The following is a 25520-nucleotide window of genomic DNA, read 5'->3' as shown; positions in this document are numbered from 1 at the left end:
CATGAAGAAACCCAACGTCATAGACAGCGCAATCTTCATCCAGGGAGTGGACGTTGAAGGGGTCACCACCCCAAAGGTCGTCGGGGAGGTGAAGGACCCGGAGTCGAGGCTTTTCCTTGAGGGCCTGATAAGCGCTGGCAAGGTCAAGGTTGCGGTTCCCTCGGAGGAGAGCATTGAGGCAGTTAAGGAAGCATCGAGAAAAACCGGTGAGCTGGGCGAGCTGAGCGATGCCGACATAGAGGTTCTCGCGTTAGCTTACGAGCTCAAGGGGATCCTCTTCACCGACGACTACAACCTCCAGAACATAGCCAAAACTCTTGGAATCGAGTTTAAAACCCTTAAAAGGGGCATAAGGCGCGTCATCCGCTGGAACTACGTCTGCATCGGTTGCGGCAAGCGGTTTGAGGAAATGCCTCCAGGGGGAGTGTGCCCCGACTGTGGAAGTCCCGTAAGATTGATCCCGAGGAGAAAGCGTCAGAGGCGCAGGTAAGGGATTACCTCGTCGTAAACTTCGCTCCAGTCAACTATTCCAACCTTTCTCCGAACTCCTCTCTCAATGAGGCCCAGTATCTCCTCAACAACTTCCTCGGGAGTTTTCCCGGTCGTGTCGACCTCGATGACGTTCTCGTTCTCTTCTATGGCCTCCACGAGGATAACATCAACCAGCTCGGCCTCGACGTTCTCTCCGAGCTTCTCCTTCGAATAGCCCCTGGCTTTCAGCCTCTCGGCGACCAGCTTTGGGTGGGCCCTCAGGACGACCACGATATCGGCGGGCATGTAGTGGGCCAGGTGGCCCTCAACAATCACGTCTTCCCCCTCAAAATCCCTGGCGAATTTCTCGGCCAGCTCATCAACGTCCAGCTCCAGCTCGTCGCCCTTCATCTCCCCGAGGCCCTTCTCAAAGGCGTAGTCCCTGAGGTTCACGTAGCGGTACTTCAATCTCTCCGCGAGGAGCTTTGAAACAGTAGTTTTGCCGACCCCAGGGGTTCCCGTCACCGCTATGATCATACTCATCACCGTTCTTCCCACGTTGTTTCTCACGTCCCGGGCGGGCTCGGCGCTCATAGGGTACGTCATGGCAAAGCTCAGCCCGTCTTGGAATCGTCACGGCCCGCCCGGGACGGCGTCAGAGGGTGCTTCTCTTCACGGATCCGCGCAATTCGCTTTCATCATCCGCACTGACTCATTTCCTGTAGTAGGATATAAGCCTTCTTAGCTCGGGGTTCCTCTTAGGCTTGAGGCCAAGGAAGCGCCTGAGCTGGCTGTTCTCGGCTATAAGGCCGGCCAGCTCTCTGGCGAGAATCATGTTGTCCTCGCTCAGCCCGTAGGCCTTAAAGCGGAGGGGAGAATACTCCCTCTCAAGCTTCCAAGCTCTTTTTTCGAGCTCTTCCGCCTTTTCCTCCAGCTCCTCAAGCTCTCCCGCGGACTCCCTGAACTCGCCTTTTAGGGCAATCTCGATCACTCTCTCTACCGGAACGCCGTACCTCTCGCTCAGCCTCGCGATTTCCCTCACAAGCTCCTCCTCCAGCTCGACCTTAATCTTCCCGAGGCCCCTCTCGGGTTTGATGATGAGCTTCATTCTGACTCCTCCAGGAGGTTTTTGACAACATCAATAAAAAGGGTAGCTCTAGAGGCGTGGAACATGGCCATGTACGATGCTATGAGGGAACTCCTATATGGGCCGAATTCGAGGGTCTTTCTCGCCTCTGAGAGCCACTCTTCGGCGCGTTTAATGCTCAGCATACCTTTCTCCTTTGAGGGCACCACCCTTCTGAGCAGTCCCCTCTCCACGCAGGCTTGAAATCCTGTCAAGAGGATCCCCCCATATCACCAGCGAACCGTAAACCAGGGAATAGTAAAATACCGGGTCATTTTCCCTCAGGGCCTTCAGGCGGTTTGGGGTGAGAAGGAGAAGGTTCACTTCTCTCCACTGCAAGCTCTATCTCCCTCTTCAGCCGGGCGGACCTTGAAATCCCTGGCTTCTTGGCGAAAACCCACACATCGAGGTCGCTCTCCGGCCGGTTCCCCCCCTTGCGAAGCTTCCGTAGACCCCGAGGGAGATAATCCAGTCCTCTTTCAGATCCTTAAGCTTCGGGTATAGAGTTACAAAGTTCAGGAACCTTTTGAGCTCCCTTTTCTGTGGCGTTTCCAGGATTTTGAAGTTCCTCCCCTCTTTTTTTGCTATCCCGTATCTCGCGAGGAGTGAGAGGGTCTTTGAGACGAGCCCCTTGCTCAGCCCGGTAGCATTAGCTACCTCTTCCACGCCAACGAGACGGCGCTCTAAAACGTACCGGAGAACCTTGGTTCTTTTCTCAGTTGAGAGCAGTTTATGCATGATAGGCACCCTCATTCATGATTTATGAACTTTTCGTTCACACTCCATGAACGGCTCGTTCACGATTCGTGAACCTTCTCCAGCTCGCGCCTCTTCTCCTCGAACTTCTCTCTAAGCTCCGCGTTCTCCTTCCTGAGCCTGTCACGTTCCGCCATCATGAACTCCTTGTCCTTCAGGGCTTTTTCATAGAACTCCCTTAGCTCCTGCAGTCCCCTCATCTCGAGGAGCCTTTCCTCCAGTCCGGCAATCTTCTCGCGGAGGAACTCCTCCCGCTCGGCGCGCAGGGTCTCTTCGGTCTTCGGCAGGTTTTCTCTAAGGAGGGCGTTTAAATCCTTGCCCTTGAGGGCCTTGAAGCTCTCGCGGGGGAGAACTATCTCTATCTCCATAACCCTCCCTCATGGTTGCCATTCTACGAACCAGACGTTCAGGAGGACGTTTGTATCAATGTATGCCCCAATCATACTCCTCCCTCATCTCTCTGAGTAGTTCCACACTGGTCATCCCCCTTGGGTAGCTTCCCTTCCAGTATGCCGAGCATCTTCTCGGCAGATCCTTTTTACCCCCTCTCCTCGATCTTATCTCCATCAGCACTGAGAGGGTTTTCATATCAATGAGCATTCCATCACCAAGAGTTTTTCACCGGTTTTGTATTTTAAGTTTCCCCTCCAGCTCGGTCTTCCTGTCGTAGCAGGTCACGTAAAAGGCCAGCAGGCTCTTCCACTTCCCGTAGGGCTCTATTACCTCCCTCACTTCCTTTTCTTTCACCTCTTTTACCTTCCTGCCAAAAATCTTTGCTATCCCGCGCCTTAGGCCCAAGTCCCCGGCGGGGTAGGTGTTCTTCCTCAGGCCGTAGGATAAAAAGAGCTCCGCCGTCCACTTTCCAATCCCGCGGAACTTCGTCAGGTACTTTACAGCATTCTCGACCTTCCAGTCCCGCAGGTCGAGGTTGAGCTTCCCCTCGAGGTAAAGCGCTGTTAGGTTCTTTACGTAGTGGGCGCGGTAGCCGAGCTTCGCCCCTTTCAGCTCCTCATCACTCAGTTCCGCTATGTCCTCGGGGGTGGGGAAGGTGTAGACCTCTTCAACGGGTCTTCCAGCGAGCCTCACGAGGTTTGCTATAGTCCTCTGGGCGAACTCAAAGCTCACCTGCTGCTGCGCTATGACCTCAACTAAGGCCTGGTATGGGCTCGGTGAAGCTGGCACGGTCAGTCCTTTAAACTCTTCTGCCAGGAACGCGAAGGGCGAATCGCTTATCTCCGCGTAGAAGGAGTCAAGATCGGTGTCGAGGCCGAGGATGAAGGAGAGCCTCTCTCTGACGACCTTTTTATCTCCTCTTCCAAGGCCGCCCGGCAAGATAAAGTCCTCGCCGTCGTAGCCCGCTATGACGCTCCTTCCATCGGGAAGACGAAGCGCCTGGTAAAAGGCTCCGTCCTCGAACTTCCAAGTGCCGTTGCGTATCATCTCGTGAACCGTCTTCTTGAGGTCAATCACGGTACATCACCGTTCATCCGCCCTACCTATTGCCGCTGGTTCCCCCTAAAGCGCTTGAGATGAATGCTTTTCCGCTCTCCTTTCCGACCCCGAGGGTTACCGTAAAGGGACCGTGTCCGGCCACGCCAATGAAGCCTCCCAGGGCCTTCTGGAGCCCCTTTGGGCTTAGGACCTTCTCGTGGGAGACCACTATTATCCTCTCAGCGGGGAACCTGTACTCGAACCTCCCGGGGGATGACTCTAAGAAGGCGATGTCCCTCACCATCCGCCCTGCGATGCTCACCTCAGCGTACTCCGCCCTGGTGAGCTCCAGATCAACCTCACCCAATATCCCATTCGAGGTGGGGGTGAGGTGGAGCGAGGCGTGATCGCTGCCGTTCCAGACCTCCAGGGACTCTGGAGAAACCTTTAAGTTGTAGCTCGGCGTCGTGTACAGAACCAACGTCCCATCCCCGAACCTGTAGCCCGGAAGCTCGAGGAATCCGGCGCCCGAGGGCTCCAGCTCGATGCGGTAGGGGGCTCCCGTGAGGGGCAGCTCATTCGAGGAGATTAGCTCCCCAGGGGCGAAACTTCGGGAGGTGTTGAAAAGCCACCCAGCGGAGGTCGGAATAAAGGGGTTCCCCGCGCCCGAACCCTTGGATCCGAACAGAACCGTGCTGACCGCCTTAAAAACGCCCCCGCTAACGTTAACAGTGGCTGGCAGCTCTATGTGGCCCTCTGAGACTCTCAGTGACGAGAAACGCCTCTCAATGGATTTTTTAGCTCCCCTCAGGAGGGGGCTCATGGGAGCGACTTCAACCAACTTCAAAGCGACCACCACCTTAACACACTTTCCACCCCATGACCCGCGACTGATAGTGGCTCTTTGGGAATATCTCCAGCGGATCCAGGCCCCTCTCCCTGAGCAGATGCCTCAACTCGACCTCGTAGTCAGCCTTCTCAAGCTCCTCGCTCTCCCTGATCTCAACGACGAAGAGCCTCTCGGTTAGCTCCCTTATCGTCTTGTAGCCGAGGCCGAGGAGGGGCCTTATGTAGGCAACGTTAAAGCGATCCTCCAGCGAGCGGGCCTTCGATAGATCGAGGAAGGGAACGCGGTCGTCCCTTCTCGTCCCGTCGCTTACCCTCTCTACCTCCGGCAGCGAGGCGAGCGCCTCCAAGGCCCTCTCGTGGATGAACTGTATGGCGTTGTTTGGGTGGCCGTCTGCAATGGCCATCTCGGCCGCTTTCTCCAGCGTCTCCCGCGGCAGGTAGAGAACCCTGTGCTCGAAGCCGAGCCTCTCAGCGGTCTCCTTCGCAAAGCGCCAGTTGTCGAGTGTTCCGAAGCTCGCGGTTACGAGCCTGACCTCGTAGCCGATCTTCCTCAGCATCCAGGCGGCCAAGCTTGAGTCCTTCCCGCCGGAGTAGAGGTGATGGACGAGCATGGTCTGACCTCCTTTCCTCTCTGCACCCAACACCTTTAAAAGGCCAACCTTTATAAGGCCTTCAGCAAACCGCGAGAGGTTTAGGGGTGAGATAGATGGAAAAGCGCTTATCCGGGAAGGTGAGAAGGGCTATAAGGGCGAGATACTATGACGTTCCTCCCCGCGCCTGGATAGGGAAGCGGGGGTTGGAGGAGGGTGTTATCGACGAGCTCAACACCCAGCTTGAGAGGGATGGCGTCCTGAAAGTCGAGATCAGGAAGGGAGCGCTCATCTCGACGGGTCTCGACAGGAAAGACCTCGCCGAAAAGGTCGCCGAGATGACCGACAGCGAGCTCATAGAGATCCGCGGCAAAAGGTTTATATTGTTCAGGCCGAGGGAAGGCTGGGAAAAGTATTTAAGGAGGCTCCGGAGAAAGGAGCTTTCGAAAGAAAAACGGGAGGAAAAGCCCGTTAAAAAGGTCAGACTCGATATCGCTGGATTCAGGAGGAAGTTCAAGAAGGGGAGGGATTGAAGGATGGCGACGGTCTATGACGTTCCCGGTGATTTGCTCGTTGAGAGGACCGCCAAGGCCCTCAAGGAGGTAGAGGAGATAAAGCCCCCTGAATGGGCGGCCTTCGTCAAGACTGGGAGGCACAAGGAGAGGATTCCCGAGCAGGAGGACTGGTGGTACCACCGTGTCGCGAGCGTTTTCAGAAAGGTCTACGTTGACGGTCCCGTTGGAATCGAGCGCCTTAGAACCTGGTACGGCGGGAGGAAGAACCGCGGACACGCACCGGAGCACTTCTACAAGGCCGGAGGGAGCATAATAAGGAAGGCCCTCCAGCAGCTTGAGCAGGCGGGCTTCATCAGAAAGATCCCGGGGGAGGGAAGGGTCGTCACGCCCAAGGGACAGGCCTTCCTCGACAGGATCGCGACGGAGCTCAAGAGGGAGCTCGAGGAGCAGATCCCGGAGCTCAGGAAATACTGAGGAATCTCCGTTTTTGGGCACCCGGGTTGAACCCAATACCTTTTTAACATGGTTTATAAGCCTATAATGGGGGTGAGAGCATGGCCGAGGATATAGAGGAGATCAGGAAGAAAAAGCTTATGGAGCTCCAGAAGCGCTACCTCGAACAGCAGAAGGCCCAGGAGGAGGCAATAAAGCAGGAGATGGAGCTTGAGGCCCAGCTCGATGCGATAATGAGGAGGGTTTTAAGTCCAGAGGCGAGGGAGAGGCTCGGCCGCGTTAAACTCGTCAGGCCCGAGCTCGCGAGACAGGTCGAGCTCCTCTTGACCCAGCTCTACCAGGCGGGCCAGATAAGGGAGCCGATAAGCGATGAGAAGCTGAAGAGGATCCTCGCACAGATAGAGGCGAGGACGAGAAGGGAGTTCAGGATAAAGTGGTAGGCCGGTGAAGCGATGGAGCCAAGGGAAATAGTGGAGGCCCTGTACCGGAAGGGTGAGGTCAGCAGGGAGACCTGGAAGGCCCTTTCCGTTAAGAACAACGGCGACGGCACCGTGGATATACTGTACAAAAACCTCCAGGTCGGGACCAAGAAGAACCCCGTTTTTCTCTGGGTTTATGCCAATGTGGTCGGTGGGGACGACGTGAGGGTGCTCGAAAGGATAACCTTCAAGACCGAGGACATAGTATGGATCGCCAGGTATCTGCCCGGTAAGTGGAGGAGGGAAGGTTTATAAGGGCCACCTAAATAGGGCCGCCCGTGGGGGTGTTGGAGTGAGTAAGCAGAGGGTCTGCCCTGTTTGCGGCTCCACCGAGTTCATCTACGACCCCAGTAGGGGTGAAATAATCTGTGCCAAATGCGGATACGTTATAGAGGAGAACGTCATTGATATGGGCCCTGAATGGCGGGCCTTTGACGCGAGCCAGAGGGAGAAGAAGGCGAGGGTTGGGGCCCCAGAGAGCATCCTCCTTCACGACAGGGGGCTCTCCACCGACATCGGCATCGACCGCTCGCTCACGGGACTCATGCGTGAGAAGATGTACAGGCTGAGGAAGTGGCAGAGCAGGCTGAGGATCAGCGACGCCGCCGAGAGGAACCTCGCCTTCGCACTCAGCGAGCTCGACAGGCTGGCGAGCAACCTTGGGCTGCCGAGGCACATCGAGGAGGAGGCCGCGAGGCTCTACAGAGAGGCCGTGAGGAAGGGGCTGATAAGGGGGCGCTCGATAGAGAGCGTTATAGCCGCTTGCGTTTACGCCGCCTGCAGGCTCCTGAAGATACCGCGGACTCTGGACGAGATAGCAGAGGTCTCAAAGGTGGACAAAAAGGAGATAGGCAGGAGCTTCCGCTTTATAGCGAGGCACCTTAACCTCACCCCCAAGAAGCTCTTCGTGAAGCCGACCGATTACGTGAACAAGTTCGCAGATGAGCTTGGACTGAGCGAGAAGGTTAGGAGGAAGGCGGCGCAGCTCTTGGACGAAGCCTATGAGAAGGGTCTCACGAGTGGTAAGAGTCCGGCCGGCCTGGTTGCCGCGGCGCTCTACATAGCGGGCCTCATGGAGGGGGAAAAGAGAACCCAGAGGGAGGTCGCGGAAGTGGCCCGCGTCACAGAGGTGACCGTCAGGAACCGGTATAAGGAGTTAGTGGAGAAGCTGAACCTGAAGGTGCCGATATCATAAGTTGGAAGTGCCCCTCAGAATTCCCGGCAGCTTTTAGGAACAGTCTCCTCTACATCCTTATTCAGCAGAACGTATCCGTTCTGACGGTGGATTTCAATCATCAGGTTTTCCAATAGTAACCTGAGATGCTTGCCTGAGAGATCGACTGGGGATATGTCATACCCGTGGATTCTTAGTTTGTGGATCTTGAGAAGTTCAAGTTCCACCTTGAGCCCAGTTGAGATACATTCATGGAATAAAGAATTTAGACGTTTGTTTGTCTGCTGGGACGGACCGGGATTAATGTATCCATAAACTCTCCTGCCTATATTTTCGGCTTCTCCAATATATACTGCGATGATCTCCTCATTTTTTCGAATGACCCACCGGTATATTGCGGGAAAATTGTAATAAGAACGAAATCCCCTTTTGAACTCCTTAAACCTCATTGGAAAAGAGTATCTCTTGCCTTCATCGTTTATAACAGGCTTCCATTCATATTCAACTTCAATTGTTATTTTGGCCTGCATTTACCTACCCCCCGAACCAGCTCTCCAGGGTTCTCTGCCTTCCCGCTTTTACGGCCTTCTTCAGCCTTTCAAGGCCGTTTTTGACGCGCTCCTCACTGAAGTCATGCTCGTCGCAGAGGAACTTTAGGATCCCCTCTTCGTCGGGCTCGCGCCACCTGAGCTCGTAGTCGTCGGTGACCGGTGGGTTGAGGAAGAAGTCTTTTATCGCATAGAGGTCAACGGGGCTCTGCTCGTTGTACCTCTTCAGCGGGTCTTTTGAGCGCTTCACTATCGTGAGGGCCTTCTTCGGCCCGATGCCTTTTATCCCACCCGGGTTGTAGTCAGTTCCCACGAGAATGGCCATCTCTATGAGCTTCTCCCTGTCTATGCCGAGCCTTTCCAAGACCTCCTTCAGAACGACGAGCTCGGGCCTCACCTCAACGTAGACGTTCTTTCCCGGCAGCTTCCTCCTTCCGGTTATCGTGAGGTTCCTGACGAGCCTGGGCGCACCGAAGAGCAGGGAGTCGTAGTCCTGGCTTGCCGAGGCGTAGGTGCTTCCCTTAGCCGCCATGTAAGCGGCTTGGGCCTCGCCCTCGCTCGGGGCCTGGACAACCGGGATCCCCATGAGGTTAAGGAGGGTCTTCGCGTCGTTTATGAGCTGCTCGTTCACCCGCGTGGCCCTCATTGCGTACTTCTTGGCCTCCTCAAGCTCCCCCCTCTCAAGGGCCTCGTACCACTTCTCCTCGGCCTCCTCCCTGACTTCCCGTCGTCTTTCAAGTTCCTTCTCCTTGAACTCAGGCGGTTTGCCGTCAAAGACGTAAGCCGGCTTTAAGCCGGCCTCCATCAGGTTTATGGTTCTGTAGAAGAAGCCGCTCAGGTGGGAAGTTATCCTCCCCTTTGAGTCCATCAGCGGGGTTCCATCGCGCTGTCTTATGGTCGAGAGGAACTGGTACATGGCGTTGAAGGCATCTACGGCGATTTTCTTCCCGTAGAGGTTCTCAAGCTCTATCTCCTTCCTCGGGACGAGCTCCCCTATCTGGACTCCCATGCCCACCACCTGATTAGAGTAGGGCAGGGAGTATTTAGGGTTTGCCTTCCCTACCTCTCCATCTCCATCCCGTGGCTTATGAGGAACTCCTCGTGCCTGGTTCTCCGCTGCCTCTCCTGGACGTAGACCCAGCCCATGACGAAGATGAGGGCGGCCAGCGCGGTGAGGGTCTTCCAGCCGACGGTGGTGTAGTCTGGGGTTATGACTATCTTCCTGACTATCGCGAGGACGCCGAGCTCAACGACGTTCCTCATGCTGACGTGGTGCTCCCTAACGTACATAACGAGGAGCTCGAATATCTCAAGGAAGATGACGGTCAGGACTATCTGGTGGAGGATCTCCTCGGCATCGAAGGCGTGGAGCGAAGAGGCCACGAGGTTGAAGGTCAGGTAGACGACGAAGCCCATGGTCACCGTCGCGAGGGTGATGACCGTAAAGTCGAAGAGCAGACTGAGCCAGTTCATGAGGACCCTCTCAACGGGTCTCAGGTCTCTCTTTGACATCCCCTCACCGCATCGAAAAAACTTTCAAAGTTTAAAAGGTTTTTGCGAGCGTCCATCGGGTGCGGGTTTTAACATCCGTCGAGACGACCATCGTCGAAAGGGAAGGGGAAAGGTTTTAACCGCTTCAGCGGAGCCTTAGCTGTGGATATCATCAGGGGTGAGGAAAATGGTCGATCCAAACATCGAGGCACTTTTCAGGCCCAAGAGCATCGCCGTCATAGGCGCCTCCGAGAAGCCGGGGAAGATAGGCTACGCCGTCATGAGGAACCTCGTGGAGTACGGTTACGAGGGCAAGATCTACCCCGTGAACATCAAGGGCGTGGAGATAAGGATTGGAAACCGGGTTTTCAAATCCTACAAGAGCATTCTCGATGTCCCCGATGAGGTTGATATGGCCGTTGTGGTGGTTCCAGCCAAGTTCGTTCCAGGGGTTGTCGAGGAGTGCGGGAAGAAGGGCGTTAAGGTTCTCCCGATAATCAGCTCGGGCTTCGGCGAACTCGGCCCGGAGGGGAAGAAGGTCGAGGAGCAGCTCGTTGAAACAGCCAGAAAGTACGGGATGAGGATCCTCGGCCCGAACATCTTCGGCGTCGTGTACACCCCGGACAAGCTCAACGCGACCTTCGGTCCAACAGACGTCCTGCCCGGCCCGCTGGCGCTCATAAGCCAGAGCGGGGCCCTCGGGATAGCCCTCATGGGCTGGACGATCCTTGAGAAGGTCGGGCTCTCGGCGGTCGTCAGCATCGGGAACAAGAGCGACATCGACGACGCTGACCTCTTGGAGTTCTTCGAGGTCGATGACAACACGAAGGCGATCCTCATCTACATGGAGGGGCTCAAGGACGGGAGGCGCTTCATGGAAACTGCCAAGAAGGTCAGCATGAAGAAGCCGATAGTGGTTATAAAAGCCGGCAGGAGCGAGCGCGGTGCCAAAGCCGCGGCCTCTCACACTGGTTCGCTCGCTGGAAGCGACAGAATATACGACGCCGCTTTCAAGCAGACGGGAATAATAAGGGCGTACACGATAGGGGAGGCCTTCGACTACGCGAGAACCCTCAGCAACCTCCCGGAGCCGGAAGGCGAGAACCTCGTGATCCTGACCAACGGTGGTGGGATAGGGGTCATGGCAACAGATGCAGCAGAGGAGAGCGGTCTGCACCTCTACGACGACCTCAACGAGCTCAAGGTCTTCTCAAACTACATGCCGCCCTTCGGCTCATACAAGAACCCCGTTGACCTCACTGGAATGGCTGGGGCCGAGAGCTACGAGGGGGCCGTCAGGGAGGCCCTCAGGAACCCTAACATGCACAGCGTGGCGGTCCTCTACTGCCAGACGGCGGTGCTCGATCCGAGGGATCTCGCAGACATAGTCATGCGGGAGTACAACGAGAGCGGGAGGAAGAAGCCGCTCGTGGTCGCGATAGTCGGCGGCCTTGAGGCGAGGCAGGCCATTGAGAGGCTCAACGAGGAGGGCATACCCGCCTACCCCGAGCCGGACAGGGCGATAAAGGCCCTCGCCAAGCTCTACCACTGGAGCCGCTGGAAGGCCAGGCAGAAGGGGGACTGATGTCCTTCAGCGCTTCCACGGTCTCATATTTTCCGGCCCTGCACAGCCCTTTTATTCCAATTTTGGAACTGTCGGGGGATCGCTATGCTCATCGCCCTCATAAGCGACATCCACTCCAATCTTGAGGCCCTTCAGGCGGTCTGGAGGGAGATCGGGGGGGAGGATGTTATCCTGTGCATGGGAGACCTCGTTGGCTACGGCCCGAACCCGAACGAGGTGGTCGAGTTCGTAAGGGGACGGATGGAGGAGAGGAACTTCCTCTGCATCCGTGGAAACCACGACAACGCGATAGCCTTTGGGGCCGAGTGGGGCTTCAATCCCTACGCGAGGGAGGCGGTGAGGTGGCACCAGAGGGTTATGAGCATCGAGAACCTTGAGTTCCTAAGGAGGCTCCCTGTAAGGGGGCTCTTCAAAGACGACGCCGGGAGGAGCTACCTCATGATCCACGGCTCCCCGCGGGCCCCCCTCGACGAGTACCTCTTCCCGTGGCTCCCGGAGAGCGAGTTCAGGACAGTTTTGGGGTACGTTAGGCAGGACGACCTTCTCGTTGGCCACACCCACGTTCCGATGCTGAAGCTGATAAACGGCAGGAGGATAATAAACCCCGGCGGAGTCGGCCAGCCCCGTGATGGGGACTGGAGGGCCGCCTATGCGCTAATCAACACCGATGAAGAGCCGCCCGACAACGTGGAGTTCCACAGGGTCGAGTACGACGTGGAAGAAACCGCCAGGAAGATAGTAGAGGCGGGCTTACCGCGCTTCCTCGCGGAGAGGCTTTTCGAGGGCTACTGACGGTGTCTTATCCCCCTGAGCCTGGACTTGACCGCGAGCTTGCTTGAGTCTATTATTATCACCTCACCTATGCTCCTGACAGCGCTCATCGGTATCAGGAGGAGCCCCTCGTGGTCGAGGACGAAGTCGCTCGTGTCGAGGTCCTCGTCCGGCTCCGCAACTATAACGAGTATTTCCCCTGTCTTCTCGTCGAAGCTGAGGTCGTAGACCCACCCGAGCCTTACGCCAGTGTCAGTGATAAGCTCAACGTCCCTGAGCTTTGATGCGAGGATTTTCACCATTCTTCCCACCCCTTGGATTCATCCGGCATTAGTCTGTATGCAACGGTGTATAAAACTTTTTCCGATGGACGGACAACTTTATTAAATCCCTCCCCAACTCCCATAGGTGGTGCGGATGGATGGAGAGGTGATTCTCCTCACTGGACCGCCCCTCAACGGCAGGGACGAGTACATAATAGATGCCCTCAAACTGGCCGGCTCTGAAAGTTACGCTTACTACCACGTCTTCGACTGGCTGAGGGAGATAGGGAAGGAGAGGGGCGTTAAGATAACGAGGAAGAACGTCCTCGACTTCGCGATAAGCCACCCCGATCTCATGAACGAGATAAGGGACGAGGCCTTCGCGAGAATAAGGGAGGAGATAGACGAAAGCGACAGGGCCTTTCACCTCGTTTCGACGCCAAGCCTATTCCGCTGGGGGAGCGGGAGCGTTATAGGCTTCACCCTGAGCAACCTCAAGCTGCTAAGGCCCGACAGGGTGATAATAGTCCTCGACGACATCCTCTCGGTCAGGAGGAGGATAATCGGTGACCCCGAATGGTTCGAGCGCTTCGGCGAGAACCCGGACAACATAAAGCTGACGACGCTCGTCATGTGGAGGGAAGACGCCATAAACCACGTCAAGACCCTCGTCCACGAGCTGAAGAAGGAGGGGATAAACGTCCGCTACGTCCTCCAGTTCGGCATAAGACATCCGAAGGGGGTCTTCCTCGACCTCGTCTTCAGGGAGAAGGAGAAGCCCCTCGTTTACCTCAGCTACCCCATGACCGGCCACGAGGAGGAGTACTACCACCGCGTCAGGGGCTTTTACGACAGGCTGAGCGAGCACTTTACAGTCCTCGACCCCGGGGCTCTCGATGACTGGTGGGTGGTCGCTGAGTACGACGAGCAGGTGTCCAAAGACCCCTCGATAAAGCGCATCAGGATAAAGCACCTCCTCGACGGCGAGGAAGAGGAAGAGCTCGAAAGGGCGGACATAGAGCAGGCGACCGACATACTCAGGAGACAGCTCGTCGAGCGTGATTTCAACCTCGTCGGGGTCAGCAAGGCGATAGCGGTCTACCACTACGCCGAAGGCGTTTCAGCCGGGGTCATAAGCGAGATGGCCGAAGCGTACAGGACGCTCGCGGCTATTTACCTCTACTACCCCTTCAAGAGACGTCCAAGCCCCTTCATGGAGTTCTACGGCATGCAGAACCCGTCGAGGAGAACGATGTTCAAGGACGAGGACGAGATGATAAGGGCGATGGTGGAGGAGAGGGAGTACTGGGCAAAGGTGTAGGGAGATCAGTACGCCCCGTCAAGTGCCTCCTTGATCTTCTCGTATTCCTCCCTCGCCTCCTTTCTCCTGAAGTCGCAGGGAAGCGTGTCCTCCCATCCCGGACCGTCGAAGAGCGGCCTCTCGTTGGTGGAGAAGAGCAGGTAGCGGTTTATGTGGTAGTTCAGGGAAGCGTACTTGTTGGCGAAGCAGGCCATTCCCTCGTGCCTCCTGCCGAGTATGAGAGTGTAGAAGAACTGGATTATCCAGACTATTCCAACGGCCATTTCCAAAACGGAGACTACAGCGGCGTAGACAAAGGACAGCGGGATCCTCAAGAGTGCCTCAACGCGCTCTCCCAAAGCCATCACCGCATTGAATACGTTTTTCATTTAAAAAATTTTCCGTTAATAGAGACGTATTTCTCACCATCTGTAAACATCAACGAGGTGGCCCTCACTGTTGTAGAGGTAGGCGGTGTCGCCGTCGTTGTCCCACACGGGAACGGTGGAGTTCCAGTAGAGGTCGGAGGGCCCGCTGATTCCCCTCCCGCTGTGAATCCTCAGCTCAGCCCCCGGGGACAGGTAGACCTCTGGGAACCTGAAAGAGTTCCCATCGGCGTCCCTGAGCTCCCATCCCGCGAGGTTGACCGCTGACTCCCCCACGTTCTTCAGGAGCACGTACTCGCCGTTCAGGTTATCGGCGTCGTCTCCCGGAGCATCGTAGACGACCGACACTATGACAACGGAGGGGGATCTCTCCCCGGCCTCGCACGACCACACTCCAAGCTTCCTTGATTCGGCCTTCCCCTGGTACCTCAGGTAGAGCCCCTTCTTGGTGAACTCTCCCTCGGTGTAAACCCTCGCGTAGCCCCTTTCAACCAGCTCCGCCGTGAAGTCGGTCCCGTTAGGGAGGTAGACGTAGGCGAGAAGCCTCCCGAAATAGCCCCTCCTCGGGGAAAGCCTGTCAAAGACAAGGAAGACGCGCCTCCCCTGGAGCGAGGCCTTCGTAAACTCCTTCGCCTTCTCGCCCCACCTGGTTAGGCACACCAAGTCGGTTATGCTTCCGTATTCGTAGGGACGGTTTCTCGCGAGCTCGGTCTCAGGGGCGTCAACGCCGAGGAACCTGACCTTGTCAACGCTCCCGTTGGGGAACCTGACGTAGGCAGTGTCCCCGTCCACTACCCTCGTCACCAGAACCTCAACTCCCCTGCTGGGCCCGCTTTGGGAGCTTGGCGAAGGCCCAGGGGACAGGCAGGCGGCCGCGAAGACCGCGAGGATGAGGGTAAGTACTAAGGGCTTCCTCAACAGTGCCACCGGAAAAAATGAATAAGGGGATTAAAAAAGGTTTTGAAATCACTTCTTCACCCATCCGCGGTGCTTCATGGCCTCGTAGACCCTGCTGACAGCGACGACGTAGGCAGCATCGCGCATGTGGATGTTCTTCTCCTTGTGGGTGTTGAAGACGTCCCAGAAGGCCTTGGTCATCTTGTCGTCGAGCCTCTTCCTGGTCTCCTCGACCGTCCAGTAGAAGCCGTTGATGTTCTGGACCCACTCGAAGTAGCTGACTGTGACACCGCCGGCGTTGCACAGGAAGTCCGGGATCTGGAGGATGCCCTTCTCGTGGAGTATCTCGTCGGCCTCTGGCGTAACTGGCCCGTTCGCAACTTCAGCAACGATCTTGGCCTTGACGTTGTCGGCGTTCTTCTCGGTGATGACCTCCTCTATTGCCGCTGGAGCGAGGATGTCAACGTCGAGCTCGAGAAGTTCTTCGTTGGTTATGTTCTGGGTTCCTGGCATGTCCTTGACCGAGCCGTGCTCCCTCTTCCACTTGAGCACTTCCTCAGCCGGCGGAATTCCGTCGGGGTTGTAGATACCGCCCTTGCTGTCACTTACCGCGATGACCTTCATGCCGAACTCTTCGCTCAGGATCTTGTGGAGGAAGTGGCCGGCGTTGCCATAGCCCTGTATGGCTATGGTTTTGCCCTTGAGGCCGTCCCAGCCGAGGGCCTTGGCAGCTTCGCGTATGGCAAAAGCGGCACCGCGAGCGGTTGCGTCCATTCTGGCGACTATACCGCCGACTCCCGGTGGCTTGCCGGTTATGACGCCGAAGGCAGGGCCTTTCCTTCTCATTATGGTCTCGTACTCGTCCATCATCCAGGCCATTATCTTGGGGTTGGTGTAGACGTCAGGAGCCGGGATGTCGGTCCAGGGGCCGATGACGTCGTAGATTGCCCTGATGTATGAGCGGGCGAGCCTCTCCTGCTCCCTCTCGCTGAGCTTCTTCGGGTCAACGATTATGCCGCCCTTACCACCGCCGTAGGGGAGGTCCATAACAGCGACCTTCCATGTCATCCACGTTGCCAGAGCCTTAACTGTGCTGAGGGTCTCCTCCGGGTGCCACCTTATACCGCCCTTGGTCGGCCCGCGGGCCCAGTTGTGCTGAACCCTGAAACCGGTGAAAACCTTAACAGAACCGTCGTCCATCTCAACGGGGACGCTGACTTCCACAATCCTCATGGGCCTCTTAAGCCACTCAAGGGCTTCTTCGCTTATGTCCATAAACTGGGCAGCCCTGTCGAGCTGCTCTATGGCCATCTTAAACGGGTCTATCTCGACCATTTTTCCCACCTCGGGTTTCGGTAATCTGCGATACCCGTTACGACCTTTGCATATATAAACCTTTCGCAAAAAAAGCCCGGAAAACGGGTTGTTTTAAACAAAAAGTTACATTCCGAAATTTCCGGCAAAATCACGGAAGCTCGCGAAAGATCTCACCGAAAGAAGGGATATACATTAACGATTTTATGTGCATGGATGAGCGCTTCCATACCTTAAGGCATGTTAGGATACAATAAAAGGCGGACAAAATCCAAAGGGTCCTCAGCGAGAAGTCGGTCATCACAGATCAGCTCACTCTCTCTCCAATCATCGGACTCGTTGAGTGGAGCCCCGGGCGGGGTTTGAACCCGCGACCGGCGGATTACAAGTCCGCCGCCCCACCAGGCTAGGCTACCGGGGCACCATCCTTAAGGGAAGGCCGGCAAAATATAAACCTTTCGAAGGGCTCCCGAGGACATCACCAAAAAAGATTTTAACCTTTTTCGCATTGTTAAACTTTGGTGTTTAAGATGAAGAGCTTCCTCACGGAGCAACAGGTCAGGATCCTCAAGCTCCGGGCGAAGGGCATGAAGCAGAGCGAGATAGCCGAGCTCTTGGGGACTAGCCGGGCCAACGTGAGCATCCTCGAAAGGAGGGCTCGGGAGAAGATTGAGAGGGCCAAGAACACCCTCCTGATATGGGAGCAGATAAACTCGAAGGTAAGCGTCGAGGTTCACGCGGGGGAGGATGTTTTCGACGTCCCTGAGAGGCTGTTCTCAAAGGCGGACGAGCTCGGGGTGAAGGTGCCCTACAGCACCGCTGAGGTGGTTGCTTTCCTCGTGGAGCACGCCCCAGTTGAGGAGAGGCTCGTGAAGAGGGACTTCGTCCTCTTCCTCGACAAGAAGGGCAGGCTCAGGATAGGGGACTGCCTACCCGGTGAGGGGGAGGTGGATTAGCATGCTCCCTAACTACCGCTTCCCTGGCAGATACGGCCCGGAGTGGGGAAGTGGGGGCATTTTTGGGCTGAGGTACCACAACGGAACCCTCTACTTCACCTTAGCGTTCGAGGCCGAGGCCCACTTCGTGGATCTTAAATCGGGGGAGGATAGAACCTACGATTTTACACTCGTTGGAAACGCCCCGACAAGCGGCGGCGACACCTACAACGCCGTCGAGACCGTTGATGAATTCATCTACTTCGGCGGCTGGGTTCACGCTCCAGCCGTTTACCGGAAAGAGGGGAGGATAATCTTCACCAACAAGTACTCCCACGTGCACTCCTACGACACCGAGGATGGGAGCGTAAAACTCCTCTGGAAGGACTCCATCCACCACGAGAGCGAGTGGGCCGGCGAGGTGAGCGATATAATCTACGACCCCTACAACGACAGGCTCCTGCTCGCGAGGGAGGACGGGCACGCTAACCTCGGGGTCTACGCGCTGCCTAGGAAAGGGGGAAGGGCGGAGGAACTCTTAGATGAGCCTTCCCCCAAGGGGACGAGGGTTCACGACTCGGCCTTCTTCGGCGTTGGCAAGAACTTTGACTGGGGCGTCAGGAAGTTTGCGGCCCTTGACCTGATAACAGGAAAGTGGAGCCCCTTTGAACCCGGGGGGAGCGTTGACGGGAAACCCTACGTAAGGCCGGTCCTCGGGGTGATGACCTCGGCCTACAACCGCGCCTTCGCCTTCGTCCGCGGCGGCCTCTTCGCGGGGAACCCGCTGATGGGGGAGGACTTTAGCTTCTACCGCCTCTTCGACTTCGGTACCTTCTACGCCCCGCTCAGGGTGAACGCGGTCAACGTTGGAGGGGGCATCGTCACCGCCTACAACGCGCACCACGACGCCATGTACAAGCCGGCGGATGGGGAAAAGCGGTGGGATGCCAACGCGGTGGCCGGGCCGAGCGTTCTGCTCTACATCACACCACCCGTGGTCAAGATTGTGGGGGCCTTCGGGGCGAGGGTGACGTCCGTTGAGAAGGCCGATGGGAAGCTTCTGATAGCGGCGAACAGCACGCCCAACACTGGAGCTAAGGAAGCTACTCCCTTCGACACGGGCAGCAGGGACTTGGTCGTTCTCGACGAGGGGATCCTCCAGGGAAAGCCCCCCGCGGTTGCCTTCAGCGGTGCCGTACCGGGTAGGCCCTTCGGCGGGTTCCCGCTCGACGGCTACCGCGAACCGAGGGCCATCTTCCACATGAAGTGCGATGGCAGGCTGAGGGTTTACGAGTACGACCTCTCGCTCCCTCCGGATGGGGCGGAGGAGGAAACCTTCGAGCTGGAAAAGGGAAGAAACGTGATCGACTTGGGGGCCTTCAGCGGGGTGGTGAGCTTCGAGGTGGAGGGAAGCGGAAGGTTCAGGGTCGAGCTGCTTTAGCCCCTGACCTTCCCGAAGATGTTGTTCCAGCTCATGCTTGATTCAACGAGTTCGGCAACTGTGACCTCTTTCTCCGCCGTAACCTCAGGCTTCAGCTCGGAGAGCCTTTCGAGCACCTCCTCCTTTGGGAGGAGATCCCCGTCGAAGACGACGAAGCCGCTCTTCGTGTAGCCGTTTATGAAAACCCTCCAGACGGCGAGCTCCTTTTCGAGCTCGTACTGCTTGATGGTAGCCCTCTCCCAGTTGACGTCCCCAAACTTGAGTTCAAGCCTCGTGAGCCTCTTATCCGGACTAACGCTCATCGCGACCACCTCACTTAGCCAAACCGAAGTAGTCCTCGATGTCTATGTATGTCTTTCTGTACAGCTCGCTCTTCTTCATCTTCTCGACGAACTCCTTGGTCCTGAAGTACTTGTCCTTCTTGTAGTCCCAGTCGGGATGGAGGGCCTTCCACTCCTCCCAGGTGTAGCTGTACTGGGCCTGAACCTTGTCGCGGTAGAGCTCGGGAATCACGTTGAAGGTGCAGAAGGGCACTATCCTCCCGTCTGGCATCGCGTAGTGGATGACGCAGCGCTCCACGCGCTCAACGTCGTAGTTGTACTCGTCCATGAAGTGCATCATGCCGAGGAAGAGGGAGTTCTCGTGGAACTTGCCGAGGGCGTCGTAGTTGCCGTGCATGAAGGCGTTCTTTATGAGGTCGAGAACCTTGAGGCCCTTCGGGGCGTACTTATCGTCGTAGAAGCTCTTGAACTTCAGGAATATCTCGGCGCCGAGCTTGAGCTTCCTCAGCCTTCCCATCGTCTTCCAGCGCTCTATCTCCTCTGCCTTGCTCTCAAGGAAGTTCACGAAGCCCTCGACGTCAACGAACCTGCTTATCGGCACGACCCTCTTGTGCTCGCGGTCGAGGAACACGTAGGTTGCAGCTCCGCAGGCGAAGTGGCTGGTCATGTAGTACTTGCTCCCGGTGAAGGCCTCGAAAAAGCGCGCTATATGCCCCGCTATCGGGATCGGGTACCAGTCCTCCCTCGTGATCACGTCGTTCGTCTGCTGCTCAATGCGCTTTATCGCACCCGCTATTGTTATCCTGAAGCGCTGGCGCTCCCTCCTCGGCACCCTGCCCACCTGGGAAATCGGCTGGAAGTTCACACCGCGGACTATGTCGAGGTGGTTGAGGCCGAAGTTGATTATCGCGCCGAGCTCGTGGTCGTTGACGTTCCTTATTGTCGTCGGAACCAAGACGATTCCCGGCCCCCCGGCCTTCCTCACGTTCTCGAAGATGAGGGGCACTTCCCAGTGGTTCTTCCAGTTGGTCTGGGGCGTCATTCCGTCGTAGCTCATGTAGAGGGTGTTGGTTCCGGCCTCGCGGATCCTCTTAACGAGCTCCGGGTCGAAGGCGAGCTTTATACCGTCGGTGTTGAGCTGGACGTGGTCGTAGCCCTCCTCGTGGGCCATCTTGATTATCTCAATGAGATCCTCCCTGAGGGTCGGCTCCCCGCCGGTGAGCTGGACCGCGTTGGCCCCTATCGGGTACTGCTTCTTCGCGTTGCGGAGCATCTGCCTTATCTGCTCAAGGGTCGGCTCGTAGATGGGCTGGCCCTCCTTGGCATAGAAGAAGCAGTTGCTTATCAGAACTCCATCGCCGGCGACGAAAGCGTGCTCCCCACTTTCAACTTCAAGGTCGTAAACGTAGCCGTCGTAGTCCTCCGTTTCTATGCTCTCCACGACGTCCACGAAAAAGTCGCCGACGCGCTCTACCCTCGCCGGCTTCCTCTCCCCAACATCGCCGAGCCTCTTCCTGTGCCCCTCCCTGAGTTCGAGGAGCTCGATGAGCCTCACCATGTCCTGACCGGCTATGTAGAGCTTGTGGAGATCGTAGTTGGCACCATTCATCTTCTCCTTTGGAACAGTGTAAACCCTGGCGAAGACCCCAAGGGATGCCAAGAGGTAAAGCATGTCCCTGATGAGGGCCCTTGAGACACTGGCGTAGCCCATGTTCAGGTGCCTCTCCCCTCTAACCACGTAGCCGTCGCCGTTGAAGAGCCCGCTGAGGAGGGCGACTTTGACCTCGAAGGGGAACCTCAGGAAGTCCCTTGGAAGCCTTTTGTTCTCAGCCTTCTCGGGGATGCCGAGGGCGTACTTGAAGACGAGCCTCATGAGCCTGCTGCCTATGACTATCTGCTTGGCCTTGCCCTCAGCTTGGAGGAAGCTGTAGGGCAGACCGAGCTCCCTGATCGCGGAGACTACCTCCTCCTCGACGTCATCGTGGCCAACGGTTATTCTGAGGTCCTTGTCGGTGTAGTGGCCGTCAGCTATGAAGTAACCGATCAGTTTGGCCAGAGCCTGCGTGATCTCAAGCTTGGACGGCAGTTCAAAGGGTGTTCCATCCCTTCCCAGTCTGAACTCACCGGTAACACCGAGTTTGTAGAAGGCCGCGAGGGGCATGGAGCCGTTGCTCTTCCACCCGTAGACCTTATCGCCGTACTCCTCCCTGAGCGGCGAGAGGTCAAGCCCCCTGATCCCCCTGACGTAAATCCTCTCCTTCTCCTCTTCGGGGATCTCCCTGAACGCTTCGAGGAGGTCTATCTCAAACTTATCGTCCTTTCCTTCGAAGTTCCAGAGGAGGACGAGCTCGTCACCTGTTTTGAGTTCGTCGGCCCTCTTCTTTATGAGTTCGCCGTTGGAGTAGACGAAGAACTTGTGCTCGGGTGTTGTCCTGATGGTTCTCCCGGTGTGGGTTGTTATCCTGTAGACCTTTCCCCTGTGCCTCCTCCTGAGGAACTTGGCAACTTTTGTCCATTCTGCTTTTCCATCCTTAAACGTCAGAACCTCAAGCCACTCCGGCCTTCCGTACTCCCCGGAGAAGCCGTCTATCTCAACGCTGTACTTGAAGTCCACAAGCTTGGCCACGTCCTCCATCTTAGCTATCTGTGGTTTTCCATGAATCCTGAAGAGGACTTCCTCATCCTTGGGAAGGCAATACCAACACGCCAAGTTGCAGCGGTTTGTGAGGACTATGTTGAGCAAACTGGTGTGGGAGCGGTGCCTTGAGCACATTCCGCAGTCGAGGGGGCAGTTGACCCCGTTGTTCTCGACGTTGGCGCTGTAGAGCTCTTTCTCCTCCCAGCGCCACTTGGAAAAGCGGTAGTAGAGGTCAACGTCCTCGTAGTAGAGGTCCGTTATCATGCCCTCCGGGCACTTCTTCGTTACCCAGACCTTCCCGTCCTTCTCCCAGACGAGGGCCTGGACGATGCGCCTGGTCTCAGGGCAGATGGATAGCGTCCTGTGGGGTAGGGGACCGCCGTAGGCCCTGCTGGCCTTTCTCAGAAGGGCGTGAAACTCTTCCTCGCTTATCTCCGGGAACTCAACGATGTCCCTAATTCTCTTGGTTGACTGGGCGAATTCCTTTTCACCACTCGGGATTTCACCAACGTTCTCAGCCATGAGTTACCACCTTTTCCGGTCTGTTTCCCCCACAATCCTTCAATCCATGGGTATAAAAGCCTTTGCGTAAATATGAAGGTTTTCGTTCATAGGTATGACACAGATTTGGGCAACGGGTGGGCTAACGTTAAAAACACTCCGCCCCAACTGCAGGCGGTGGTGAGATGCCCGCGCGCGAGATGAGGATGGAGATGTTCGTGAGGGCGCTCCTCAGGAGGGACTTCAGCAAGGCGAAGGGCCACCTGGAAAAGCTCCAGAAGATGGCGGGGAACAGCGAGTGGGGCAGGGGCTACTCAAGGGCCGTGAACGGTTTTCTGAGCGCCCTGAAGGACGGGGACCCGGACGCGCTCATAGTCCAGCTCGTGAAGGAGGGGAACAGGGAGATGGCCGGGGAGCTGCTGGAGCGCTTTGCCGGGATAACCGAGCAGGAGTTCAGGGACGAGTACGAGAAGGGCTACTACACTGCCTGGACCGAGTTCCTGAGGGCGTACCTGAACCAGAAGACCCTCGTGTGATGCCTATGGGGAAGGAAGAGCTGATGAAGAGGCTTGAGGAGAGGATAAGGAACTGCCGCAAGTGCCCGCTCTGGGAGCTCAGGACGAACCCCGTTCCGGGTGCCGGGAGCTACGACGCTGAAGTGATGTTCGTCGGCGAGGCACCGGGCTACTGGGAAGACCAGAAAGGTCTGCCCTTCGTGGGTAGGGCCGGAAAGGTTCTGGACGAGCTCCTCGCTGGGATAGGCCTCAGGAGGGAGGAGGTTTACATAACGAACATCGTGAAGTGCAGGCCGCCGAACAACCGCGACCCGACCGAGGAGGAGATCAGGGCGTGCTCGCCCTACCTCGACATGCAGATAGACATAATAAGGCCGCGCTTGATAGTCCCCCTCGGGAGGCACTCGATGCGCTACATCCTCGGGAAGTTCGGCTTCCGGGTTGAGCCGATAAGCAGGGTGCACGGAAAGACCTTCGAGGCAAGGACCCTCTTCGGGAAGGTCACGATAATCCCGACCTACCACCCCGCGGCCGCGCTCTACAAGCCGCCCGTAATGGAGGAGCTGAAAAAAGACTTCGCGAGGATAGGGGCCCTCATGAAGCGGACGAGATGAGCCCCACCGAGAACCCTATCCATGCGAGGAGGTAGCCGGTGCCGAGGGTCAGGCCACCCGAGAGACCGGTCTTTGAGGTGTAGAGTATAAAGCCCGTCAGCAGCACCATCCCGGTGATGCCCGTTCCGTGCCCGAGGCGCCCCCTGAAGAGTCCCACGACGGCCCCGACGGCGACGAGGGTCACCGCTATTATCGGGACGAGGAGCTGGATGGACGACGAGGACGGTGAGTTGAATACTGCCGCGAGCTCCCTCTGGAACTCGGTCGGGTTGCTGTAGACCTGCTGGAGGACGTTGATTAGACTGACGCTGTTCCCCGTGGAGGATACGTGGAAGCCTATTCCCTCGGCCTGTCCGGCGGTGAACCATGGCATCGTCATTGACACGAGGACGAGGAGCGCCGACAGGAAGGGCAGCGGTTTCATTCTCTCACCCCCGCTTTACTTAACCGCGGCCCTTTTGAGCCTTTCGCATGTTCCGAAAACCATTTATAAGCGTTGGCCAAGCAGAACCCATGATGCAGGAGAAAGCGGTCTCGAAGGCAGTCCGGGATCTGCTGAGGGCCTTCGCGGACTTCCCGCTGAGGCTGACTGGGATAGCGGCAGCCGGCGACCCTGAGGAGAGGAACGGCTTCTCCGTCTTCGGGGTCACCGAGGCGGACGTGGCCCTCTCCATCCACATGGGAAGGACTGTCGTCTACCTCTGCTTCGAGGGCGAGGAGGAGATGGACGAGGAGGCCCTCGTTGACCTCTTCCAGGAGGCCATGGAGAGGGCCATGCCCCACGTTAGGGAGCTCGTCAGGCTGCTGCCAGAGAAGGGGGGAGAGCTCCTCCACGACGAGATGGGGCCCGAGATGAAGGAGTTCATCTACGGGATGCTGATAAAGCACCTCAAGGGCGAGAACGTCTACGAGCAGACGGAGGCGGCTTAGGGGTGCAGAGGATCCTCCTCGGATAGAAGTTCAGGCTCGCCCTCGCCTCAGGCATCTCCATGCCCAAGCTCATCCCGAGGGCCATCAGATCCTTAGGGGAGCGAACCTCCCACCTGTCCCCGGCGGAGCTCGTTATAAAGCGCGGGACGCGGTACTTCCTGACGAGCTCCCAGGTCTTCATCATGAAGCGCAAGGTTAAGGCCCTCTCGTAGGGCTTCGAGCGGAGGAGGGGGGAGAGGGAGAAGCCCACCGCGACGCCCCTCCTTGAGGCCATCCCCGCCAAGGTGTGGTCGAAGCCCGGATCCTTCCTCCCGAGCCAGGGGCTTATGAGCGCGTCCACCCCGCTCTCAATCGCCGCCCTGTTGACCCTCATGTCCCCGCCCTGGACGTAGAGGAGGGCCTTTAGGTTTCTGCGCTTTGCCTCCCTTATAAGGCTCGGCTTCTTCGTGACGATCAGGAGGGCGACCCTCCCGTACTCCTCCCTGAGTTCCCCTAAGTTCTCCCTAATGGCCCCCCAGTCGGGTTCTCCATTGAGGACGAGCTTTTTGGTGAAGACCACCTCGTCGAACCACTCCTTAGCTAACGGGTAGGCCTCCCCGCTCCTCACGTCCATCTCGACGAAGTGGTCGCGCGGGAGTAGCCCGGCCCCTTCAGCTACTCCGTCCATTTCCCAGCCACTCCCCGATGGCTTTAACGACCGCCTCCTTCCTCATCGGGAAGGCCTTTACCTTTATCCTCACCTGAATCACGTCCGGCCCCTCGTCCACCTCGGCCTCACCGAGGTAGGCCCTCTGCTTGTTGAAGCGGACGTAGAAGGTTCCCTCCTCGTCCACCTTCTCGTCGAGGTGCTCAAGGAGGTACTCCCTGTCTCTCTCGCTCAGAAGCTCCCTGAGGTGCCTCAGGAAAGCCCTCACCGCTCTACTCCTCTTTATCTCAACGTTCACGACCTTTATGGTGTTCCCAAAGAAGCCCCTGGCCTCCTCGACGTCGAGCAGGACGTCCTCGTCCGGGATCTCCTCCGGGACGAAGGTGGACATCGCCTCCAAAACCCTCTCCTCGCTCTCCGTGGCCTGAACGAAGGCCGTAAGCCTGACGTGATGGGCCCTCAGGTTCACCGTCTTCCACCCATCACCCCTATGAGTCCGGGTTTAAAACGCTAACCCGAACGCAGGTGATGAAGAAGCAGAGGGGACAAAGCTTTCCAGTCTAAGCGGGACACGAGGGGGTCTTTTGTGGTGCTTTATGTGACGGGGATTGGGGAGAACC

Annotated in this window: 35 protein-coding genes and 1 tRNA gene; 14 read left to right on the top strand and 22 right to left on the bottom strand. The window is 57.2% G+C overall.

Annotated features, from left to right (window positions below; all coding sequences use genetic code 11):
- Window position 1: 1 nt before the first annotated feature.
- Complete coding sequence (locus MVB78_RS02035) at window positions 2–490, top strand: type II toxin-antitoxin system VapC family toxin (RefSeq protein WP_297487330.1); 489 nt, start codon at window positions 2–4, stop codon at window positions 488–490.
- Here the strand turns inward: MVB78_RS02035 and MVB78_RS02030 are convergent.
- From MVB78_RS02030 to MVB78_RS01990, 9 genes are all read right to left on the bottom strand, one after another.
- Entirely contained in the window at window positions 475–1008 is a 534-nt protein-coding gene (locus MVB78_RS02030) for an adenylate kinase family protein (protein ID WP_297487344.1), read from the bottom strand. The genes MVB78_RS02035 and MVB78_RS02030 overlap by 16 nt on opposite strands.
- A 175-nt stretch (window positions 1009–1183) precedes the next feature.
- A complete protein-coding gene (locus MVB78_RS02025; RefSeq protein ID WP_297487328.1) occupies window positions 1184–1579 on the bottom strand; it encodes a hypothetical protein in 396 nt (131 codons plus the stop codon).
- A complete protein-coding gene (locus MVB78_RS02020; RefSeq protein WP_297487326.1) occupies window positions 1576–1764 on the bottom strand; it encodes a HEPN domain-containing protein in 189 nt (62 codons plus the stop codon). The genes MVB78_RS02025 and MVB78_RS02020 overlap by 4 nt, the downstream gene beginning before the upstream one ends.
- Before the next feature lie 187 nt (window positions 1765–1951).
- Complete coding sequence (locus MVB78_RS02015) at window positions 1952–2335, bottom strand: hypothetical protein (protein WP_297487324.1); 384 nt, start codon at window positions 2333–2335, stop codon at window positions 1952–1954.
- Window positions 2336–2394: 59 nt separating this feature from the next.
- Window positions 2395–2721, bottom strand: a complete 327-nt coding sequence (locus MVB78_RS02010) for a hypothetical protein (protein ID WP_297487322.1) — start codon at window positions 2719–2721, stop codon at window positions 2395–2397.
- Window positions 2722–2776: 55 nt separating this feature from the next.
- Entirely contained in the window at window positions 2777–2953 is a 177-nt protein-coding gene (locus MVB78_RS02005; RefSeq protein WP_297487321.1) for a hypothetical protein, read from the bottom strand.
- Between the two features lie 18 nt (window positions 2954–2971).
- Window positions 2972–3823, bottom strand: coding sequence for a DNA-3-methyladenine glycosylase (locus tag MVB78_RS02000; RefSeq protein WP_297487319.1), 852 nt, complete (start codon window positions 3821–3823; stop codon window positions 2972–2974).
- A 22-nt stretch (window positions 3824–3845) separates the two neighbouring features.
- Window positions 3846–4640 carry a hypothetical protein gene (locus MVB78_RS01995; RefSeq protein ID WP_297487317.1) on the bottom strand — a complete coding sequence of 265 codons (795 nt, stop codon included), beginning with the start codon at window positions 4638–4640 and terminating at the stop codon, window positions 3846–3848.
- Between the two features lie 4 nt (window positions 4641–4644).
- Complete coding sequence (locus tag MVB78_RS01990) at window positions 4645–5244, bottom strand: asparagine synthase-related protein (RefSeq protein ID WP_297487342.1); 600 nt, start codon at window positions 5242–5244, stop codon at window positions 4645–4647.
- 95 nt (window positions 5245–5339) lie between these two features.
- Between MVB78_RS01990 and MVB78_RS01985 the strand changes: the two genes are divergently transcribed.
- From MVB78_RS01985 to MVB78_RS01965, 5 genes are all read left to right on the top strand, one after another.
- A complete protein-coding gene (locus MVB78_RS01985) occupies window positions 5340–5756 on the top strand; it encodes a YhbY family RNA-binding protein (protein ID WP_297487315.1) in 417 nt (138 codons plus the stop codon).
- A gap of 3 nt (window positions 5757–5759) precedes the next feature.
- Entirely contained in the window at window positions 5760–6212 is a 453-nt protein-coding gene (locus tag MVB78_RS01980; protein WP_297487313.1) for a 30S ribosomal protein S19e, read from the top strand.
- Between the two features lie 80 nt (window positions 6213–6292).
- Window positions 6293–6631, top strand: coding sequence for a DNA-binding protein (locus MVB78_RS01975; RefSeq protein WP_297487311.1), 339 nt, complete (start codon window positions 6293–6295; stop codon window positions 6629–6631).
- Window positions 6632–6683: 52 nt separating this feature from the next.
- Window positions 6684–6836 (top strand): hypothetical protein, encoded by a 153-nt coding sequence (locus MVB78_RS11315; RefSeq protein ID WP_366940198.1) that lies wholly within the window; start codon window positions 6684–6686, stop codon window positions 6834–6836.
- A 126-nt stretch (window positions 6837–6962) separates the two neighbouring features.
- Window positions 6963–7865 (top strand): transcription initiation factor IIB, encoded by a 903-nt coding sequence (locus tag MVB78_RS01965; protein WP_297487308.1) that lies wholly within the window; start codon window positions 6963–6965, stop codon window positions 7863–7865.
- 14 nt (window positions 7866–7879) lie between these two features.
- Here MVB78_RS01965 and MVB78_RS01960 read toward each other — a convergent pair whose 3' ends face one another.
- Genes MVB78_RS01960 through MVB78_RS01950 form a run of 3 tightly spaced genes read right to left on the bottom strand, consistent with a single transcriptional unit; the run spans window position 7880 to window position 9904 of the window.
- Complete coding sequence (locus MVB78_RS01960; RefSeq protein ID WP_297487306.1) at window positions 7880–8374, bottom strand: hypothetical protein; 495 nt, start codon at window positions 8372–8374, stop codon at window positions 7880–7882.
- 4 nt (window positions 8375–8378) lie between these two features.
- Window positions 8379–9401: a flap endonuclease-1 gene (gene fen, locus MVB78_RS01955; protein WP_297487340.1), complete on the bottom strand. Its 1023-nt coding sequence runs from the start codon at window positions 9399–9401 to the stop codon at window positions 8379–8381.
- A gap of 50 nt (window positions 9402–9451) precedes the next feature.
- Window positions 9452–9904 (bottom strand): phosphate-starvation-inducible PsiE family protein, encoded by a 453-nt coding sequence (locus tag MVB78_RS01950; RefSeq protein WP_297487304.1) that lies wholly within the window; start codon window positions 9902–9904, stop codon window positions 9452–9454.
- Window positions 9905–10070: 166 nt separating this feature from the next.
- On the opposite strand from MVB78_RS01950, the gene acs reads away from it, so the two are divergent.
- Together acs and MVB78_RS01940 are read left to right on the top strand one after the other, a co-directional pair.
- Window positions 10071–11468 carry an acetate--CoA ligase alpha subunit gene (gene acs, locus MVB78_RS01945; protein WP_297487302.1) on the top strand — a complete coding sequence of 466 codons (1398 nt, stop codon included), beginning with the start codon at window positions 10071–10073 and terminating at the stop codon, window positions 11466–11468.
- Between the two features lie 84 nt (window positions 11469–11552).
- Window positions 11553–12260, top strand: coding sequence for a metallophosphoesterase family protein (locus tag MVB78_RS01940; RefSeq protein ID WP_297487300.1), 708 nt, complete (start codon window positions 11553–11555; stop codon window positions 12258–12260).
- Here the strand turns inward: MVB78_RS01940 and MVB78_RS01935 are convergent.
- Window positions 12254–12541 (bottom strand): PRC-barrel domain-containing protein, encoded by a 288-nt coding sequence (locus tag MVB78_RS01935; RefSeq protein ID WP_297487298.1) that lies wholly within the window; start codon window positions 12539–12541, stop codon window positions 12254–12256. The two genes, MVB78_RS01940 and MVB78_RS01935, sit on opposite strands and share 7 nt — an antisense overlap.
- A gap of 115 nt (window positions 12542–12656) precedes the next feature.
- Here MVB78_RS01935 and MVB78_RS01930 point away from each other — a divergent pair, with 115 nt between their 5' ends.
- The gene (locus MVB78_RS01930; RefSeq protein ID WP_297487338.1) at window positions 12657–13823 is read left to right on the top strand and encodes a hypothetical protein; all 1167 of its coding nucleotides are present in this window, start codon (window positions 12657–12659) and stop codon (window positions 13821–13823) included.
- A gap of 5 nt (window positions 13824–13828) precedes the next feature.
- On the opposite strand, the gene MVB78_RS01925 is transcribed toward MVB78_RS01930, so the two are convergent.
- From MVB78_RS01925 to MVB78_RS01910, 4 genes are all read right to left on the bottom strand, one after another.
- A complete protein-coding gene (locus MVB78_RS01925) occupies window positions 13829–14167 on the bottom strand; it encodes a DUF4389 domain-containing protein (RefSeq protein WP_297487336.1) in 339 nt (112 codons plus the stop codon).
- A 57-nt stretch (window positions 14168–14224) separates the two neighbouring features.
- Window positions 14225–15115 (bottom strand): lamin tail domain-containing protein, encoded by an 891-nt coding sequence (locus tag MVB78_RS01920; RefSeq protein ID WP_297487296.1) that lies wholly within the window; start codon window positions 15113–15115, stop codon window positions 14225–14227.
- Window positions 15116–15154: 39 nt separating this feature from the next.
- The gene (gene gdhA, locus MVB78_RS01915; RefSeq protein WP_297487294.1) at window positions 15155–16420 is read right to left on the bottom strand and encodes a glutamate dehydrogenase; all 1266 of its coding nucleotides are present in this window, start codon (window positions 16418–16420) and stop codon (window positions 15155–15157) included.
- Between the two features lie 323 nt (window positions 16421–16743).
- A tRNA-Thr gene (locus MVB78_RS01910) sits at window positions 16744–16820 on the bottom strand.
- Window positions 16821–16929: 109 nt separating this feature from the next.
- Here MVB78_RS01910 and MVB78_RS01905 point away from each other — a divergent pair.
- Both MVB78_RS01905 and MVB78_RS01900 read left to right on the top strand, forming a co-directional pair.
- Window positions 16930–17355 (top strand): Tfx family DNA-binding protein, encoded by a 426-nt coding sequence (locus MVB78_RS01905; protein ID WP_297487334.1) that lies wholly within the window; start codon window positions 16930–16932, stop codon window positions 17353–17355.
- 1 nt (window position 17356) lies between these two features.
- Window positions 17357–18775, top strand: a complete 1419-nt coding sequence (locus MVB78_RS01900; RefSeq protein ID WP_297487292.1) for a DUF2139 domain-containing protein — start codon at window positions 17357–17359, stop codon at window positions 18773–18775.
- Here MVB78_RS01900 and MVB78_RS01895 read toward each other — a convergent pair.
- Both MVB78_RS01895 and tes-int read right to left on the bottom strand, forming a co-directional pair.
- Entirely contained in the window at window positions 18772–19077 is a 306-nt protein-coding gene (locus tag MVB78_RS01895; RefSeq protein ID WP_297487290.1) for a DUF3213 domain-containing protein, read from the bottom strand. The genes MVB78_RS01900 and MVB78_RS01895 overlap by 4 nt on opposite strands.
- A 10-nt stretch (window positions 19078–19087) precedes the next feature.
- Window positions 19088–22216 (bottom strand): tetraether lipid synthase Tes, intein-containing, encoded by a 3129-nt coding sequence (gene tes-int / locus MVB78_RS01890; protein WP_297487288.1) that lies wholly within the window; start codon window positions 22214–22216, stop codon window positions 19088–19090.
- A gap of 164 nt (window positions 22217–22380) precedes the next feature.
- On the opposite strand from tes-int, the gene MVB78_RS01885 reads away from it, so the two are divergent.
- Together MVB78_RS01885 and udg are read left to right on the top strand one after the other, a co-directional pair.
- Window positions 22381–22731 carry a hypothetical protein gene (locus MVB78_RS01885; RefSeq protein ID WP_297487286.1) on the top strand — a complete coding sequence of 117 codons (351 nt, stop codon included), beginning with the start codon at window positions 22381–22383 and terminating at the stop codon, window positions 22729–22731.
- A 5-nt stretch (window positions 22732–22736) separates the two neighbouring features.
- The gene (gene udg, locus MVB78_RS01880; RefSeq protein WP_297487332.1) at window positions 22737–23324 is read left to right on the top strand and encodes a type-4 uracil-DNA glycosylase; all 588 of its coding nucleotides are present in this window, start codon (window positions 22737–22739) and stop codon (window positions 23322–23324) included.
- Here udg and MVB78_RS01875 read toward each other — a convergent pair.
- Window positions 23305–23748, bottom strand: coding sequence for a LuxR family transcriptional regulator (locus tag MVB78_RS01875; RefSeq protein WP_297487284.1), 444 nt, complete (start codon window positions 23746–23748; stop codon window positions 23305–23307). The genes udg and MVB78_RS01875 overlap by 20 nt on opposite strands.
- Window positions 23749–23837: 89 nt before the next feature.
- Between MVB78_RS01875 and MVB78_RS01870 the strand changes: the two genes are divergently transcribed.
- Window positions 23838–24254 (top strand): hypothetical protein, encoded by a 417-nt coding sequence (locus MVB78_RS01870; protein WP_297487282.1) that lies wholly within the window; start codon window positions 23838–23840, stop codon window positions 24252–24254.
- Here MVB78_RS01870 and MVB78_RS01865 read toward each other — a convergent pair.
- Window positions 24214–24921, bottom strand: coding sequence for a Ribonuclease P protein component 3 (locus MVB78_RS01865; protein ID WP_297487280.1), 708 nt, complete (start codon window positions 24919–24921; stop codon window positions 24214–24216). The two genes, MVB78_RS01870 and MVB78_RS01865, sit on opposite strands and share 41 nt — an antisense overlap.
- Entirely contained in the window at window positions 24905–25369 is a 465-nt protein-coding gene (locus MVB78_RS01860) for an RNA-binding protein (RefSeq protein ID WP_297487278.1), read from the bottom strand. The genes MVB78_RS01865 and MVB78_RS01860 overlap by 17 nt, the downstream gene beginning before the upstream one ends.
- Window positions 25370–25520 lie beyond the last annotated feature (151 nt).

Source organism: Thermococcus sp. (assembly GCF_026991495.1).
Lineage (GTDB): Archaea > Methanobacteriota_B > Thermococci > Thermococcales > Thermococcaceae > Thermococcus.
This window is presented reverse-complemented; position numbering and strand designations above follow the sequence as displayed.